The organism is Microbulbifer jejuensis (genome assembly GCF_047289955.1).
Classification (GTDB): Bacteria; Pseudomonadota; Gammaproteobacteria; order Pseudomonadales; family Cellvibrionaceae; genus Microbulbifer.
The window spans coordinates 21,116-37,779 of record NZ_JBLBUB010000004.1; the positions used below are offsets into that span (position 1 = coordinate 21,116).

11 protein-coding genes are annotated in these 16,664 nt (G+C 47.2%); 4 read left to right on the forward strand and 7 right to left on the reverse strand.

The window, feature by feature from the left end; all coding sequences use genetic code 11:
* Positions 1 to 217: 217 nt before the first annotated feature.
* From ACL7TT_RS03490 to ACL7TT_RS03505, 4 genes are read right to left on the reverse strand one after another with little or no spacing between them, the layout of a single operon-like run.
* Positions 218 to 823 carry a response regulator transcription factor gene (locus ACL7TT_RS03490; protein ID WP_413393201.1) on the reverse strand — a complete coding sequence of 202 codons (606 nt, stop codon included), beginning with the start codon at positions 821 to 823 and terminating at the stop codon, positions 218 to 220.
* Positions 798 to 1,883 (reverse strand): sensor histidine kinase, encoded by a 1,086-nt coding sequence (locus tag ACL7TT_RS03495; RefSeq protein ID WP_413393203.1) that lies wholly within the window; start codon positions 1,881 to 1,883, stop codon positions 798 to 800. The genes ACL7TT_RS03490 and ACL7TT_RS03495 overlap by 26 nt, the downstream gene beginning before the upstream one ends.
* Positions 1,884 to 1,891: 8 nt before the next feature.
* Complete coding sequence (locus ACL7TT_RS03500; RefSeq protein ID WP_299945487.1) at positions 1,892 to 2,395, reverse strand: DUF2306 domain-containing protein; 504 nt, start codon at positions 2,393 to 2,395, stop codon at positions 1,892 to 1,894.
* 13 nt (positions 2,396 to 2,408) lie between these two features.
* Entirely contained in the window at positions 2,409 to 3,119 is a 711-nt protein-coding gene (locus ACL7TT_RS03505) for a hypothetical protein (RefSeq protein ID WP_413393205.1), read from the reverse strand.
* A gap of 1,467 nt (positions 3,120 to 4,586) precedes the next feature.
* Here ACL7TT_RS03505 and ACL7TT_RS03510 point away from each other — a divergent pair.
* The 3 genes from ACL7TT_RS03510 to ACL7TT_RS03520 all read left to right on the forward strand — a co-directional run bounded on the left by ACL7TT_RS03510 (position 4,587) and on the right by ACL7TT_RS03520 (position 10,352).
* Entirely contained in the window at positions 4,587 to 6,950 is a 2,364-nt protein-coding gene (locus ACL7TT_RS03510; protein ID WP_413393207.1) for a M1 family metallopeptidase, read from the forward strand.
* Between the two features lie 103 nt (positions 6,951 to 7,053).
* The gene (locus tag ACL7TT_RS03515) at positions 7,054 to 7,539 is read left to right on the forward strand and encodes a DUF6702 family protein (protein ID WP_413393209.1); all 486 of its coding nucleotides are present in this window, start codon (positions 7,054 to 7,056) and stop codon (positions 7,537 to 7,539) included.
* A 587-nt stretch (positions 7,540 to 8,126) separates the two neighbouring features.
* Entirely contained in the window at positions 8,127 to 10,352 is a 2,226-nt protein-coding gene (locus ACL7TT_RS03520; protein WP_413393211.1) for a S46 family peptidase, read from the forward strand.
* A gap of 472 nt (positions 10,353 to 10,824) precedes the next feature.
* Here ACL7TT_RS03520 and ACL7TT_RS03525 read toward each other — a convergent pair whose 3' ends face one another.
* The 3 genes from ACL7TT_RS03525 to ACL7TT_RS03535 form a co-directional block, all read right to left on the reverse strand.
* The gene (locus tag ACL7TT_RS03525) at positions 10,825 to 12,363 is read right to left on the reverse strand and encodes a serine hydrolase domain-containing protein (protein WP_413393213.1); all 1,539 of its coding nucleotides are present in this window, start codon (positions 12,361 to 12,363) and stop codon (positions 10,825 to 10,827) included.
* Between the two features lie 133 nt (positions 12,364 to 12,496).
* On the reverse strand, positions 12,497 to 14,275 hold the full coding sequence (locus tag ACL7TT_RS03530; RefSeq protein WP_413393215.1) for a M56 family metallopeptidase: 1,779 nt from the start codon (positions 14,273 to 14,275) through the stop codon (positions 12,497 to 12,499).
* Entirely contained in the window at positions 14,265 to 14,648 is a 384-nt protein-coding gene (locus ACL7TT_RS03535; RefSeq protein WP_299945464.1) for a BlaI/MecI/CopY family transcriptional regulator, read from the reverse strand. Before ACL7TT_RS03535 ends, ACL7TT_RS03530 begins: the two co-directional genes overlap by 11 nt.
* Before the next feature lie 361 nt (positions 14,649 to 15,009).
* On the opposite strand from ACL7TT_RS03535, the gene ACL7TT_RS03540 reads away from it, so the two are divergent.
* Positions 15,010 to 16,647 (forward strand): Na+/H+ antiporter, encoded by a 1,638-nt coding sequence (locus ACL7TT_RS03540; protein ID WP_413393217.1) that lies wholly within the window; start codon positions 15,010 to 15,012, stop codon positions 16,645 to 16,647.
* Positions 16,648 to 16,664 lie beyond the last annotated feature (17 nt).

Consider the following 16,664-nt stretch of genomic DNA (forward strand, 5'->3'; position numbering starts at 1 on the left):
TCAACTTGCAAGCAATTTTTGGAGCAGCCTTTTCCTGCAGCTAAAAAATATTTTATAGCTGCGGTGAACTTAAAGAACAAATGTTACTGCGTGACCAACAAAGCTGTGAAGCATAGAAAGAGCACCTCTAAAAATTAAATTTTCTCCGCTTTAATGGGCTAAAAGACCCGGACTATGGTGGAATTTAGCATTCAAAAAGTAATTTTTAGAGATGCCTTTATATCCAACCATTATCTAGTGCTTGCTTAAGAGCCTCCATTCGGCTATTAGCGTTTAATTTCCCCAACGCAATTGATAGGTAGTTTCTTACGGTACCAGTAGAAAGATGTAGCTCATTTGCAATATCTTTATTATTTAAACCAAAAGATATAAGTCGTAATATATCCTTTTCACGCTCGGTTAACGGGTTAGGATTAAGCTGTACTCCTAAATTTAAATTTTTTGAAATAATTGTTTTTCCTTGATATATTGCAATCATTGATTCAATTAATTTATTGATTGGCATGTCTTTGGTTAGATAGCCGTTAACTCCAATATCGAGAGCTTTTTCCAAATAACCAATTTTGGCAAATGTAGTCAACATGATTATTTTTGTTTCAGGTTTAATTTTTGTTATTTCTTCAGCCATTTCTAATCCTGAAAAATTCGGTATTTCTACATCAGAAAGCACCATGTCAACAGTGTGCTCTTTAATCCAGTTTAATGCTTTGTGTGCGTCAGTAAATGTTGCTATTACTTCGAATTCTTGTACGGCATCTAACAATAGCTCGAAAGCATCAAGTATTGTTCTTTGATCCTCAATAATTATTATTTTTATAGTCATGCTTAAGAGGAAACGTGGTTGATATGTTAAAACCATCATCATTGGTAATGGTATAATTACCAGACAAATTTTCAACTCTAGATTTGATATTATTCAATCCATTCGATTTATTCCAATCAATTAGTGAATATCCATTATTTTTTATGATTAATCTAGCCTCATTATTTTCTTTAGTAAATTGGATTTCACATTCATTTGCATTGGAATGCTTAATGATATTGGCTGTGGATTCATTGATAATATACAACACCTGTTGTTTTTGGCTTTCATTTAATTGTATTTCAGCGTCAATGGTAATGTTAGTTTTGATTTGAGCCAGGTTTAAGGTTTCTTGAATCTCAGCTATTTGCTTTGAAAAGTCACAAGTATGAGAGTTAGTGATTACACGCCGAATGCTTTCTAGGGATTGCCTCATTAAAATTTCAAGTTGTTCAAATTTTTGTTTAGAATCCAAGGTTAATTTTTTGTCTTTATAGGCTGCAACTTGCGCGAGTAAAACTCCTTTTGATAATAAAATTCCCAATGAGTCGTGTAAGTCCTGGCTTAGTCGCTCACGTTCTTTATAAGTAGCATACCAAATTTTTTGATATGACAATGTTTTATTTTTTTCATCTCTATATTTTTCTATTCTTTTATTGACAACAACAATAACAGAAACCAAGCCAGCTACTAACCAAAAGTAAGCGGGTAAAGAAAATATGATGGTGATGGATACTATAGAAATAGCAATAGCCGATAACCATAAAACAGCAGTTTTATCGCTTTTAAAACTCTCGGCGGCAACACTACAAAATATAAATAATACACTGGCACTATAATTATAAATTGAAGTAATTATAGAGATAACCAATATTAAAGCTAAGTAAAAATTTTTTGCTTTTTCATATTTAAAACTATTTAAAAATAGGTAGGCAAAGGACGTCAAGATAAATAGATCTAAAATAAACTCTGACAAGATAAATGGTTTGAAGCCATATTTTAAGAAATAGACAGACAGGTAGAGCAAAAAAATATAATTATTATTTTTTAGTGCGTTTATTTTAATTGAATTAAATGTCATGTAGTACATCATATATTGTTAGTTGGCGATCCGAGCTTTAATCCATAAATGCAATAAGCGCCGATGCAGCATACTAGTGTAGAAGCAACTACCGTGGCTAACCAAAAGTACTCTATCGGAAATATATTTTCTAATCTAGGCCATATCGAAGGTAATCTAGTGCCTACTTCAGAAAACGCCGCAGCAACTAAGCCAATATATGACCAAAGCATATACTGATAGTGATTATTTAACCACTTCTTTTTTGGCTTCTTCATTATAACAGGAATAAATCCGGACAATAATGAAAAAGACCCTACAAGCGCAGCCCAATGAAATATGCCCCATGAGCCGAATAGATCATAAATTGAAAAAGCAGATGCCAGGGTAAATACCATGGAAACAATGTAAGTGTAGCCAAGTATTTTGTGATGTGAACTACCTTTCTTTTTAAATAGTATCACGGTACCTGAGAGTAAAGCGGCTAAGGCAGCTAAGGTATGTGCAAAGCCTAATGAGTGATAGAAAATCATGCTAATAGCCCCTTTATGCCGAGAATTTCACAAGGAGTTCTTTAGCCCATGAAAAATTTTCATTATATCTAAGTGCTTGTTTAAGATCATTAATTGCCTCTTCTGTCTGTTTGTTTTTCTTATGTAGTATGCCTCGCCAAACTAGAGTTTCTTCAAGTCCCCAGTAAATACTTCTATCTATATCATGAGAGTATAAGGAAATAGCTTTGCTAAAAAACTGCATTGCTTTTTTATTACTGCCACCGAATATTTTTGGTGTGTGGTGCGCATTAAGTCCTTTTACTAACCAAATTTGCGGATTATTACTGTCAATATTTTGAGCCTTTCTAATAGCGTCTGTTGATTTTTTACCATTAATAGCACCACTAAACGCGTTTAAACCAGCTTTAAGTGCATACACTGAAGCTAGTAAACTATAATTAAGAGAGCTGCTCTCTATCGATTGATTAGTGAGAATGGATTCTGCTTCATCTAACAATAGTTCAGCGTCATCTTTTTTGTCATTAAACATCAATAACAGTCCTAATCGATAATTCATATAAGCCATTTCATAAGATGAAGCGGAGGTTAATTGTGCTTTTATTGTATTCAGTGCCACTAAGTTTCTAGTTAAGTAAGCGTCAGTTATGTCACTAACTTTATTGTTTGTTGCACTTACTGGTATGGTAATAAAAATGGCATATAATAGGCTAATTTTTACCAGTCTTTTTAGTGTTGATTCCATATAAATAACCAAGTTAACTGAAATTCACTATATCATCTAATAAGTTATCGTTTGAAGTAAGTGACAAATGTCATGAATAAATGAAGCCCAAATTCAACTTCTAACTAAGTGCATATCTTGAGCAGTAGAAAAAGCGGTCAGTTGCCAGTAGGCTTCGCACTTTTTCTCCGCAAAGAGATAAACGATATAGCACTACAGGCAACTGACTCAGTGAATAGACACCGGCGAAGCCGGTGGCTTTAAACGTGAAACGTTCAAGGCGGTCTGTACGGAACTAACGTTCCTTGAGCCCCCAAAGGGGGCTGCCTATCTACGATACTTTTGTGATAAAAGTTATATGGTACTTACACTCCCATTTCGTGTGACTTAAACTGTCCACTTGTCTCATGTAGACTCCTTTGTGTGTTGCTTGGCGGCTCACACACTGGAGTTACTGTGCCTCCCCGGCAAAGCCAGGGGTCTCTCTTTTGGACTAGTTCAAGATAATGACACTATTTTCCGGGACCACAAAATGGGGTAGAAAGGGGCAAATCTGTCATGTCACGCCAAAAATGCAAAGCGGTTGTGCTTAGCCGCTTACTACTACCTACAAATTGGTAAATAAGTATCTAGACATTGGCATAATATTCAAGGATTTTCCAAAGGTCCAAATCTATCTCATATCACAGCTTAGCCCACACCCTGTCTGGATACTTTTGATCTTATTAGTACGCTGGTCGATGCGGGGTGTATTGAGGATGAACGCTACCGGCGCGGTGAGACTTTTTGCCAGCAGTTGGCGGTGGCAAACAAGTCTGACTTTTATGACCTTCAAGTTTTGGGAAATCTATGCTGTTTTCTCTCATTTTTGGACAACGATAAAGATAAGTTGCCTCAAATGATAGAACAGGGCCGCATCGGGGTCGATTGACTTCCAGATTACCTCTGGTCACCAGCATGAACAGCCAGCTCTGCCGCGCCGGTGAATGAACAGAAGCCTCTGCCGGAATGTGGTTATATCCGCTTGGAGAACAGTGGCGAGGGTTATCACAGCTGCAGTTGGCGCTTTGCTTCAAGGTATGTGTTTGATTATGAGCGGCTTTTTCTCTGATCCGTGGTGCTGAAGTTGGAAGAAGGAAGGGCATTTTTATCAGCGAGCAGGGTGAATTTGGGTTTAACGAGGCGGACAAGGTCTTGACCGTTCTGGCACTTGATGACACGATGGAAAGCCGGATAGAGATAATAGATTGGAAGAAGCGGGAATGGGATGGAGTCTTCCTGGATCGATGCACTGGGGGGGTGGCTGATAGAGCAGGCCCTATGCTTTTTGCCAACAAGCTGAAAAGCAACAAAGTTTAAAATGTTGGCGGGTTAGAAGCATCACTATTTGGTCTCCTGAGACGGAATCACCTGCGGTAAATTTGACAATAACTTTCTCAAAGATAGTGCATACCTAAACTGCGCTTAGTTGCAACCTGAAGTAAATCAATGAACAGACATCTACTCGGCCGCCTGGGAGCGGCACTACTTGTCATGTCCGGCATTGCCGAGAGCTTTGCCGCGGACCCCCTGAATATCACCGGAGACAAGTTTCGTCAGCTGGAAGCGCTTTTGCCCACGCCAAATGCCTATCGAGCAGCTTCGGGTGCACCAGGGCACGCCTATTGGCAGCAGCAGGCGGATTACGATATCAAGGTTTCCCTGGATGATGATAAGCAACTGATCATCGCTTCTGAGACAGTGACTTACACCAATAATTCTCCGGATACCCTGCGCTATTTGTGGCTGCAGCTGGACCAAAACCGCTTCAAACCGGATTCTGCCGGTAATTTGGCGGCAGCGGTGAATCTGGAATCCATTGCGCCAGATACTATCCCTTTCGGAAGCTTTCGCCGGGCAGTCGTATCTAGTGAGTTTCCTGGAGGATACCAGATTACCAAGGTGGCTGATAATAGGGGCCGCGACCTTCCCTACACAATTGTCGATACAGGTATGCGAATTGACCTGCCGCAACCACTGGCTTCGGGCGCTAATGTGCGCTTTCAGGTTGACTGGGCGTACAACGTGATTGAGCAGAAAGCACTTGGGGGCCGTTCTGGCTATGAGTACTTTGAGCGCGATGATAATTACCTGTACGAAATAGCCCAGTGGTTCCCCCGTATGGCCGCCTATAACGATGTAAGTGGCTGGCAGAATAAGCAGTTTCTCGGACGCGGGGAGTTCGCTTTGGAGTTCGGTAATTATCGCGTAGCCATCGACGTACCGAACGATCACATTGTTGCTGCCACTGGCGTTCTGCAGAATCCAAAGGATGTGCTCACCACGCAACAACGTGAACGCCTGAGGAAGGCGCGCACCGCTTCGAAGCCGGTGATGATCGTCACTAAGGAAGAGGCGCTGGAGAACGAAAAGCGCCGTTCTAGCAAGCGTAAGACCTGGGTTTTTGAGGCAGAAAATGTCCGCGACTTTTCCTGGGCGTCCTCGCGCAAATTCTTGTGGGATGCGCAAGGTTACAAGAAGGGTGGCACCGACACCATAGCGATGTCTTTTTATCCCGAAGAGGGCACGCCGCTGTGGGACAAGTATTCCACCGAGTCCATTATACATACAATCGATGTGTACAATCGCTACAGCTTTGACTATCCCTATCCGGTATCTATTTCAGTCAATGGTCCTGTGGGTGGGATGGAATACCCGATGATCACCTTCAATGGTCCGCGCCCGGAAATCGATGAGGAGGATCGCAGCAAGCGCACCTATTCCCGCCGCACAAAGTATGGACTTATCTCGGTCATCATTCACGAGGTGGGACACAACTACTATCCGATGATCATCAACTCGGATGAGCGCCAGTGGACCTGGATGGATGAAGGGCTCAACACCTTCGTGCAATTTTTGGCTGAGCAGGAATGGGAAGAGAAATATCCGTCCCGTCGTGGTGATGCGAGAAAAATTGTTGAATATATGAAAAGCGAGAATCAGGTTCCGATTATGACCAATTCGGAATCGATTCTTCAATTTGGCAATAACGCCTACGGCAAGCCCGCAACGGCACTGAATATTTTGCGTGAATCCATCATGGGGCGCAAGCTGTTCGATTTTGCATTCCGTGAATATGCCCAGCGCTGGAAATTCAAGCGACCAATGCCAGCAGATTTCTTTCGCACCATGGAGGATGCCTCGGGTATGGATCTGGACTGGTTCTGGCGCGGCTGGTTTTATACCACTGACAATGTGGATATCAGCCTCGACGCGGTGCACCACTACACCGTAGGCACCAAGAATCCTGAAGTAGAAGGACCGTGGAAGCGGGCTCAGCGTGAACGTGAGCCGAAGACAGTGACGGCTATTGAAAACCGTGCGAGAAAATTACCTCGTATTGTTGACGCCAAACCCGAGCTCGAAGACTTCTATAACAAGCACGACGAATTTGATGTTTCCAATGCCGACCGCAATAGTTATCAGGGCAAGCTCGAAGGGTTGGAGGACTGGGAAAAGGACTTACTTAAGGTAGAGAGTAATGTCTATGTGCTGGATTTCAGCAATATCGGTGGCTTGGTGATGCCCTTATTCTTACGCCTGGAGTACGAAGATGGGAGTGTTGAAGACCTGCGCATACCAGCCGAGATCTGGGCGCGCAATGCTAAAAAGACTTCCAAGCTGCTGGTACGCGACAAAAGCAAGAGGCTCAAGCAGGTGATACTGGACCCCTACTGGGAAACCGCGGATGTCAACGTGGAGAATAATTTTTACCCGCGCCGTATTATCAAGTCGCGCCTGGAACTGTTTAAGGATGAAAAGAAGCGCAACCTGATGAAAGACTGGAATGTCGAGTTAAAAGAGGCGGGCTAAGCCCATTAAGAGGGGCGCAGTTTGCCACTATTTTGTGTCGACCCGCCCCCTTTTGACTTTCAAATTCGGATTGGCCACAGTCTACCAAACCCCGGTGATTAACATGAAAAACCCTTTATCCCTGATATTGATTATGGGGATGCTGATGTTTGCGCTGCACACAAAAGCCCACCGCTATCACTTCGGCTTGACTGAAATTTCACTGAATGAACGTGCGCAAACATTAGAGATTTCCCATCGTTTTTTTGTTGCCGATATCGAGAAGGCGCTGTCGCTCAGTGCCAGTAAAACGTTAAAGGATGCAGAAAAACAGATGGAGGGCTATGTAAATGCCCGTTTTCAGGTTAGCGATGGCAATGGTGATGTGCTGCACCCACAGTGGGTGGGTATGGAAGCGGATGTACATGATATCTGGATTTATCAGGAAGTGCCCCTGACCGGTGTCCGCCCTGGAAAATTCGAGTTACGGCAATCCATGCTAATGGAAATAGAGCAGGATCAAATCAATACGATTAATGTAAACTACAATGGAAAAATGCAAAGCTATACCTTAAAGCCGGGGAGTAGCTGGGTTGAAATAACTTTATAAGCAAATCAATTCTTCCTGGGATATGTGCTTATTCCTGATTTACTTGTGGCAGATGATTACTAATCCAATATTGCCGAAGTGGGATTGTTCAATTGACCGGGCGCCGGAAGGGGCTGCAGGTGAATCATAAGAAGGCCTGCCTCCTATACAATGAGGTGACCCGGGATTTGCAGGCGGCGTTGTCACGAGGGTATGCTGGTCGAGTGCCAGCTTCTGATGCCGCCAGAGGCCCAGAGCCACAATTATCCACAGGCTTCCATAGAATAGGTAGCTCTTGTGTCGGCTGAGATGGCTTATAGGCTTAATGTCAATTATGACAGGTTGGCTGACCCTGTTTATCCCTGGCAGCTTTTGCACCAGGTAGTCAGGTTGGAAGTGGCACTGATTCCGCTCCGCTTCTGCTGCTTGTCGCATTAATCTTTCCGGTTATCGATGCATGTTTCTCCTTCAGAGGATCTATCCGGCGGGCGAGGGTACAATGGCATTTTGATACAACGTATCCTAATGCTGTTTTAGCGGATGGCCTGCGGAAATATTGAGTAAGCTCTCAGTCTAAGTCTCCCTTATTTAGGAATTTTAGAGTAATTATGAAAATAAAAACTTCTATCGTTTTCAGCGTCATGACCACTGCATTGCTTGCCGGTGCCAGCCATGCCAATGCTGCCGGGCCGGAAGACAGTATTTCCACCGAGGGTATGTGGCAACCACACCAGTTGCCGGAGTTGTCGCAGGAACTTCGCGGCCATGGTCTCAAGTTAAATCCGGACAGTATGACCAAACTCACCGAGTTCCCAATGAATGCGGTCATCAGCTTGGGAGGGTGTTCTGCCTCCTTTGTTTCTCCTACGGGGCTTGTGATTACAAATCATCACTGTGCCTATGGTTCAATTTCGTATAACTCTACCGAATCCCGGGATTTGCTGGCGGAAGGTTTCCTTGCCAAGGATCTGGCCGAAGAGTTGCCTGCCGCGCCCGGGTCACGCGTCTATGTAACCGTATCAATGAACGAAGTCACTGATAAGGTAAATGCGCGTCTGGACGATAAGATGGATGGCGCTGCACGTTTTGCCGCGATTGAAGAAGCGGAGAAGTCGCTGGTTTCTGAATGTGAGGAAGATCCGGGGCATCGTTGTGAAGTATACAGCTATTACGGTGGGCTTAACTACTACCTGATAAAACAACTGGAAATTCGTGATGTGCGCCTGGTTCATGCGCCTGCGTCCTCAATTGGCAAGTTCGGTGGTGATATCGACAACTGGATGTGGCCGCGTCACACCGGGGATTACGCTTTTTACCGCGCCTATGTTGGTAAAGATGGCAAGCCCGCCGATTACTCTAAGGACAACGTGCCCTACAAGCCCAAGCACTTCCTGCCTGTGGCGGCGAAGGGGCCTATGGAGGGTGAATTTGTGATGGTAGCCGGATATCCCGGACGTACCAATCGCTATCGAACCGCACAGGAGGTACAGAGTAATTTCAGCTGGTACTATCCGACTATGCAGCGGATATTGGCGGAGTGGTCGGAAACTATTGCCGAGGCCACAGCCGAGAATAAAGATGCTGAGTTGAAGTATGCCAGCCGCGTGGCGGGACTGAATAATTATTCTAAAAACTTCACCGGCATGATGGAGGGATACCAGCGCAGTGACCTTTTGCAGCGGAAACACAAGCTGGAAAAAGCGTTACAGGCTTGGGTGGAGTCAGACGAGGCCCGCCAGAAAAAATACCAGTCTACGCTCGATGATCTGAAGGCATTGGTCGTTGAAAAACAATCAGCCCGTGAACAAGACCTGGCTCTCAATTCTATGGGCCGCTCCGCTATGCTGGGTGCAGCGGGACAACTGTACCGTTTGGCAAAAGAAGGGGAAAAGCCTGATGCTGAGCGCAAACCAGGCTATCAGGAACGGGACCTGACACGGTTTACTGAGCGTATGCGGCGTATCGAGCGCAGTTACGACGCATCTGTAGACAAGCAGGTCTGGCTCTATTTTCTGCAGCGCTATCAGGCGCTTCCGAAAGAGCAGCGTATTGCCAGCTTTGATCAGTTCCTGAAGATTGGTACTGGAAGTGGTGACTTGAGCGCGACACTCGATAAAATGTACAAGGATACAAAACTGTCTGACGTACAGGCGCGCGAGGCCTGGATCGGCAAAAAGCCAGGGGATTTCGCTGATAGCAAAGACCCGTTTATCCAGTTGGCAGTGGCGATGTACGATGACATGCTTGCCCGGGAGAGGCAGGAGGAGGCCATGGAGGGGCGTTTCGCGCAATTGCGCCCCCAGTATATGGCGTTACTGATCGATTATTACCATTCCCTAGGTAAGCCGGTTTACCCCGATGCCAATAGTTCTCTGCGTGTAACTTATGGTCTGGTTAAAGGATACCAGCCTCCCGCTGGTACCATCGAAAAGGCTGCGGACGGTAATGATGGAAAGCAGGGATTTGTGCCCTTTACAACATTGCGTGGGATCAAAGCGAAGTACACCGGCGAGACTCCATTTGATGCTCCAAAAGCCTTAATGGAAGCTATCGACGATAAAAAATTCGGCCGTTACTACAAAAAGCAGCTTGACTCAGTCCCGGTCAATTTCCTCAGTACTGTGGATATTACCGGCGGAAATTCCGGATCTCCTACCATGAATGGGCGCGGAGAGTTGGTGGGTGTGGTGTTCGATGGGACCTACGACAGCATCAATGGAGACTGGGATTTTACCGATAACACCCGGGCTATTCATGTGGATATCGCTTATATACTGTGGGTGATGGAGAATATTGATGGTGCTGGTTACCTGGTGCGAGAGATGGGCCAATAATCTTGAGTAGTTAGTCCGTAACACTGCCAGGGAAGGCGAAAAGACGGTAATGGCTTGTAAAGCAGCGCGATATACTGCCGGATCGGAAGGAAAGAATACCCCTCCCCCAGGATGCGCTGTGAATACACCCCTGTACGCTCGTAATCGGCATCTATGCCTCATAAGATTTTTGAAGAGGGGTATGCTCCCCTCTTGCCTTAAAGGTGCCAGAACGAGGCAGAACAACCATTTCGGGGCACATTTCACAGTCCCTCAATACGTCGTCCTATTTAAGAAGTGTAATTTCTGAACCTGCGCCCAGAACTATCGAACTCAAGAATATCGCAATCAGCAACGATAGTATTCTCGAATTACTCCCCAAGAATGACTTGCCACACCTCTAGCGTATTTGTGACCAGGCAGAAAGAGAGGGTTGAAGCCGCTCCAAAAACCTATATCAACTGTAAATTTCAACCCATCTAATCTACAAAATCTATTCTTCGATACGCTGATAATATGAAGTTGCACTCGGCACTGTCAGTGACATTTCTTTGGTTTGACGCCTTGCATTTCGATGAAATGTGAGTTCGACCATGCCGATCCGCTGCGCAAAGGCAGGGAACATAAAGCGGTTTGGCCCTGTCGGGATAAGCTGCTGCCAGCGATCGCTGCCCCGACGGCTAATTTGAAGACCGCCGTCTTTCAAGGCGATCTGAACTGTTGCATCGAAGAACCTGCCAACCATTTGCTCTCGCATCGAAAGAGGAAAACTATCACTTGGCCTGTATGCGCCCTCGAAACTGGCCAATTGTTCCGCACCAATATCAAGCCTTGAGATATATACTGGCCGATTATGCGACCAATCAAGCACATCTGCTGCTGAATTTCTGATTTCAATAATTAGATCATTACCCCGCGCACCATTGGTTAAAACGACTAGTCCATCACCAGTTGCCAGATTGCCTTCAATCCATGCCCTATAGCTATTATTTGCACCGCCGTGATGAAAGATCAGGTCTTGTGAGCTACCATCAATCATTGGCCCCATTCCATGTTTGCTAGGCGTAACCTTAGTCATCATGTCTACAGCCAGGTCTCGCGGTAGAAAACCATGCTTTGTGCGAAAGCTATTGATCAGGGCCGCGGTTAATGTCCCTAAATCATGTGCACTGGTCCATAGGCCTGATGCCGCCATTTCGGGCATCGCTTCATATCCACGTGGCAGGGCCACAGGATTACCGTCCCTATTATGCGCTTTAGCCACATTTTGGGTGTCCATGGGCAGCGGGTTGGTGAAATTGCTCCGGGTCATACCCATTGGAGTAAATAGCATTTTCTTCGCGGTAGCCGGATAGCTTTCACCGGTAATATCTGTCGCGACCAATTGCGCTAACGTATACCCGCCGCCAGAATATTTATACCGATTACCAGGTCTATACAAAAACTCTAGGGGGCCATGTTGGGCAGGGCTAACCCCGTTCAGTGTTTCTATTACCGTTGGCAGTTCTTCACCTGGAAGGAAATCAGCAAAACCATGAATATTAAATCCCGCAGTATGGGACAAGATCATGCGCAGCGATACGCCATCATCGGTCAGTCTATCTGACTTTGGTAGCTGCCATGACTTCAGGTACTGGGTAATATTCCCGTCAATATCAAGCAACCCGGCCGCATCCATTTTCAGCAATATCGTTGCCGTTGCAATCTTGCTAACTGAGCCGGCGGAGAAAAGCGTATGGCCGTCTATCTTTTCCCCTGAACCACGTTGCAGAACACCAAATCCTTCTGCGTGAATAAGCTTGCCATCTTTGATAATACCGATAGCCACGCCCGGTACGCCATAATACTCCATACGGTCCGCCAGCGTATAACGTGGCATAACATCACCAACCACATAGCGTGGGCGCAAATTGTCGATTAAGCCATTTAAGGTATTATGACTATCTGCTGCATGTAAAGGCATAGCCAAAAAGGTTGCCATGGCACCTATGATGCCCACCCATTGTTTTAAAATCTCGAGCGTGTAGTGCATTGTAATTCTCTTTCAAAGATTGCCGTGCATGGCGCCCATTAATGGGAAATTCCACTTTTTTGATTGCGACGCTTTCGTATGGCAACCAGCTCTTATTGATTGACCTGGTTAGCTAAACCTCGGGAAAAGGTGTTTAGTCTTCGTGATCCAGAATGCTCTTGGCACCATTTTTTTTCAAAAGTGCGACCATTGCACGCCCGCCTTTCAGTTCTGCCTGGCCGAGAGGAGACCGGTACTGCGCAAGTGGTTCAGGGTTATCTGTTTTAACTTTCAGATTAACGTCAGCACCACGATCAATAAGATACTGCGCGACTGCAAGCTTTCCATTGCGCGCAGCACCGATCAGGGGCGTTTCATCACCGAGGACAAATCCATCGACTTCTGCACCAGCCTCGACCAGCATCCTGACCATCGTCAGATCACCGTTGCGTGCAGCCATAATCAATGGATTTCCATCTCCTGGTGCAGGTTGATTTACGTTGGCACCATGATTAATCAGGTAGCGGGCAAGCTGTGTATGTCCACGACGTGCAGCAACCACAAGCGGCGAACCGTCACCACGGACATAGCTATTGATGTTGGCGCCATGACGAACGAGCAGATTGACCATAGCTAGATCATTTTTCTGAGCAGCGATGATCAGTGGATTACGAACTCCACGCACAGGTTTATTGACATCGGCCCCGGCATCCAAAAGCGCCTTGGCTATCGTGACATTGTTTCTGTAAGCAGCGGCAACCAGCGGGGTTCCGTCTCCACGGAGCACATAATTGACGTCTGTCCCTGCTTTAATATAAGTGTGAGCCACATCATCCTGGCGTCTTAGGATTGCATTTACCAGTGCCCGGCCTTTTTCCTCTTCGGGTAAGGAAGCAATAACGTTTTGGTTCTGTTCAACTACTTCTGAATCCTCTCGGTCAATTGTGACTACATGGCTGGAAAGAGAAGCCCATGCAACAGTCCCAGAGGTTGCGGCAACAGCAATGACTGCAATTACTCCCAAGGTACGACGCGTGGCTGACATTTCTCTACCTGCAAGGCTGGCAATGCGTTGTTTCAGAGGGTGAATACTGTGAAGCATCCATGTGCATCCAAGGGGTGCGGATTGCGACATCAATTGGGATTTTAGAAGTGTTTCTGCATAGGTTTGACGGTGACGGCCATGCCTGCGCATAACCCGTTCATCACATGCAAGTTCCTGGTCAACCCGCATCAAGGCAAAAGCAATATGAGCAAATGGATTAAACCAGTTAAGCGACTTCAGCATCAATGCGAAGGCGTTAATGCGCATGTCTCCGGCTTGAATATGGGACTGTTCATGCGCCAAAATAAGCTGTTGTTCGAGCGCAGAATATCGTTGATCGAAGTTTGAGGGCACAATAATACGGGGCGTAAAAAAGCCGATCACAGCAGGGCCAACATATTCATGTTCTGCCACAAAAACATCACCATCACCCTTGCGGGACAGCTTGTTGTCTTTCACATAGCGGAAATGCCGGTAAACGAGGACGCCTGCATTAAAAGCAAAGCCCAAAATCCACATGGGCAAAATCAGCGATGTCAAAAATGCCGGGATTGAGGACCCAGCCTCTACAGTAAAACCTTTAATAGTTGTCGGAAAGGCCTGCTTATCCTGAACGGGTGTAACAAGTGTCTCATTGGCAGCTTGCTTAATCTCAGTTGAGGGCACCAAGTTCAGTGCAGTAGGAACCTCGATTTGGATACCTGCCGGTATCAGGCAAGCAAACATGGCAATAGGAACGATTGTCCAAAAAGCATAAGCAACGCGCGCACCAAAAAGCGTTCTTAGCTTCTTACGAAAAGCCATCACGATTAATATTGCGCCGGTGCTGCCCGCCACCATTTGCAGGAGAAGCGCCAGGCCATCAAAGGCCAAAAGATCAATTGTCATTTTCAAGCTCCCTAATCGCCTTTTTCAAATCCGCAATATCCTCAGCGCACAAATTTTCATGTTTGGAAAAATGGGCAAACAACGAGGACACCCGACCTTCAAACAAGCGATCCAACACCCCTCGGCCCTCTGCGCTCATGTAATCTTCACGGGTAAGGTTTGGACTATACAGATACTTACGACCATGCTTTTCTGCGGATATTGCCTCTTTGGACATTAGCCTGTTCAAAAGTGATTTGATCGTACCAACGCTCCAGCTTTGCTCTTCGGCAATTTCCGCTGTTATGTCCTCGGCGCTTAAGGGCTGGGTGCGCCATAGCGCCTCCATTACCTTGCTTTCAGCTACGCTGATAGTTTTTTTCTCGTCTGTCATGATCCTTATGTTTACATCCGTAATCACATAAAGCAAGCGTTTTGTTTACATCTGTAATCTTTATGTATCAGTTGCGGTAATTAAGGCAAACGCTCAACAAAAGGGCCGCCGACGGCAGCCCTTTTTACAAGGTCCATTGCGAGCAGCGGCAGAAAGTGGCGAGGGGCAGAGTGCGCGCTCGCATCCTTAGGTTTCCTATACTGGCTGTACTTATTGGCCTGGGTAGGCTCTTGCGCTACAAGCCATGCCAAGCGGCTGGCCAGTATTTCAAGAGCGGCAGTCTAATAAGGCTACGGAGAACTGTTGATGGCTGGGTAACAGCCGCTGCACAGTGGTCTCCCATAGGGATTATGAGTAAGTAATGCACGATCTTGTTCTGGCACTGGTGCTGTTGCTGGTTGTGGCTCTCAGCCTGATTGTTGCGCGCATATTGCCCCTGCCGATTCCCCTGCCCCTGGTCCAGATTGCGGGTGGGTTTCTACTCGGCGCCGTATTCGGTGTAAAAATACCTTTAGACCCGGAACTTTTTTTCCTGCTCTTTATTCCGCCGCTGTTATTTCTGGCGGGTTGGCGCATTCCCAAGGGTGCCTTTTTCAGGGATCTGGGCCCGATCGTCACCCTGGCTGTAGGGCTGGTGGTATTCACGGTGGTGGGAGTGGGGTTTTTTCTCTCCTGGCTGGTGCCCGTCATGCCCGTCGCCATAGCGTTTGCAGTGGCGGCGATCCTCGCGCCCACCGACCCGGTGGCGGTATCGGCGGTACATGGCGGCAGTGCCATGCCACCGCGGCTGGAGCATATTCTCGCCGGGGAATCCCTGTTTAACGACGCCTCGGGGTTGGATATTTTCCGCTTTGCAGTGGCGGCGGTGATGACCGGCAGCTTTTCCTTTTCACAGGCGCTGAGCGGTTTTTTCTGGGTTGCCGTGGGCGGGATTGGGATTGGCGTTGGAGTTGCCTTTGTGTGCGGCTATCTGTTGCGCTGGCTGGTGCGCCTGGGGGGGGAGGATTCGGCAATACAGATACTGGTGAGTTTGTTGGTGCCCTTCGCTGCCTATATGGTGGGGCAGAGCCTGCAGGTGTCAGGTATCCTGGCGGCGGCGACCGCGGGTATCGCCACCCATTACACCAATCTGCACGGATCGGAAATGTCCACCACGCGCATGGACCGTCGCGCGGTGTGGAATACGGTACAGACAGTTCTGGATGGCGTCATCTTTGTATTGCTGGGCGAACAGCTGGTGCGTCTGGCGGGGGCGGATTTGGCCGGTGCGCGTTTTGCTGGTGCCTGGATGATCCCGCTGTATATCCTGGTGATATCCCTGGCCCTGCTGCTTTTGCGCTTTGCCTGGGTTTGGGTGTCTCTGTACCTGTCGCGCTTTCGTCGCAGTATTCACAGCCTCTCTGCGCATTTTATCTTGGTGAGTGTATTGACTGTGGCGGGCGTGCGCGGTGCCATTACCCTGGCCGGGGCCTTTTCTTTGCCTTTGTTGCTGCCGAACGGTGCCCCGCTGCCGGGCCGGGATCTGGCCCTGGTAATCGCCATGGGTGTGATTCTGGTATCGCTGTTGCTGGCCGGTTTTGCCTTGCCCCCCCTGCTGAGACGGCTGCCTTATACGCCGCAGCTGGCTGCGATTGGGGATGAAAAAGACGCAAGACTGTCCGCTGCCAATGCCGCTGTACAACGGCTGGCCGCCCTGCGACAGGAGGTGGATGGAGACTGGGAGGATAAGGATATCGCCTATGAGGCCATCGACCACCTGTTGGCCCTCTACCGCCGCCGGATGACCACCCGTGACGACGAAAGCGAGGAGAGTGTATGGATACGCGCTCGGGTGGAGCGCAACTTCCGTCTGGCTGCGCTTGCTGCGGAGCGCGAACAGCTCTTTGAGCTGCGCCTGCGCAAAGAAATCGACGATGAGTTGCACCGCAAGCTGGTGCTGGAGGTCGACTTGGTCGAGGCCAGCCTGATATCAAAGGGCTCGTCTGCGGGTTCCTTATAGCGTTGCAGGTTACAGGG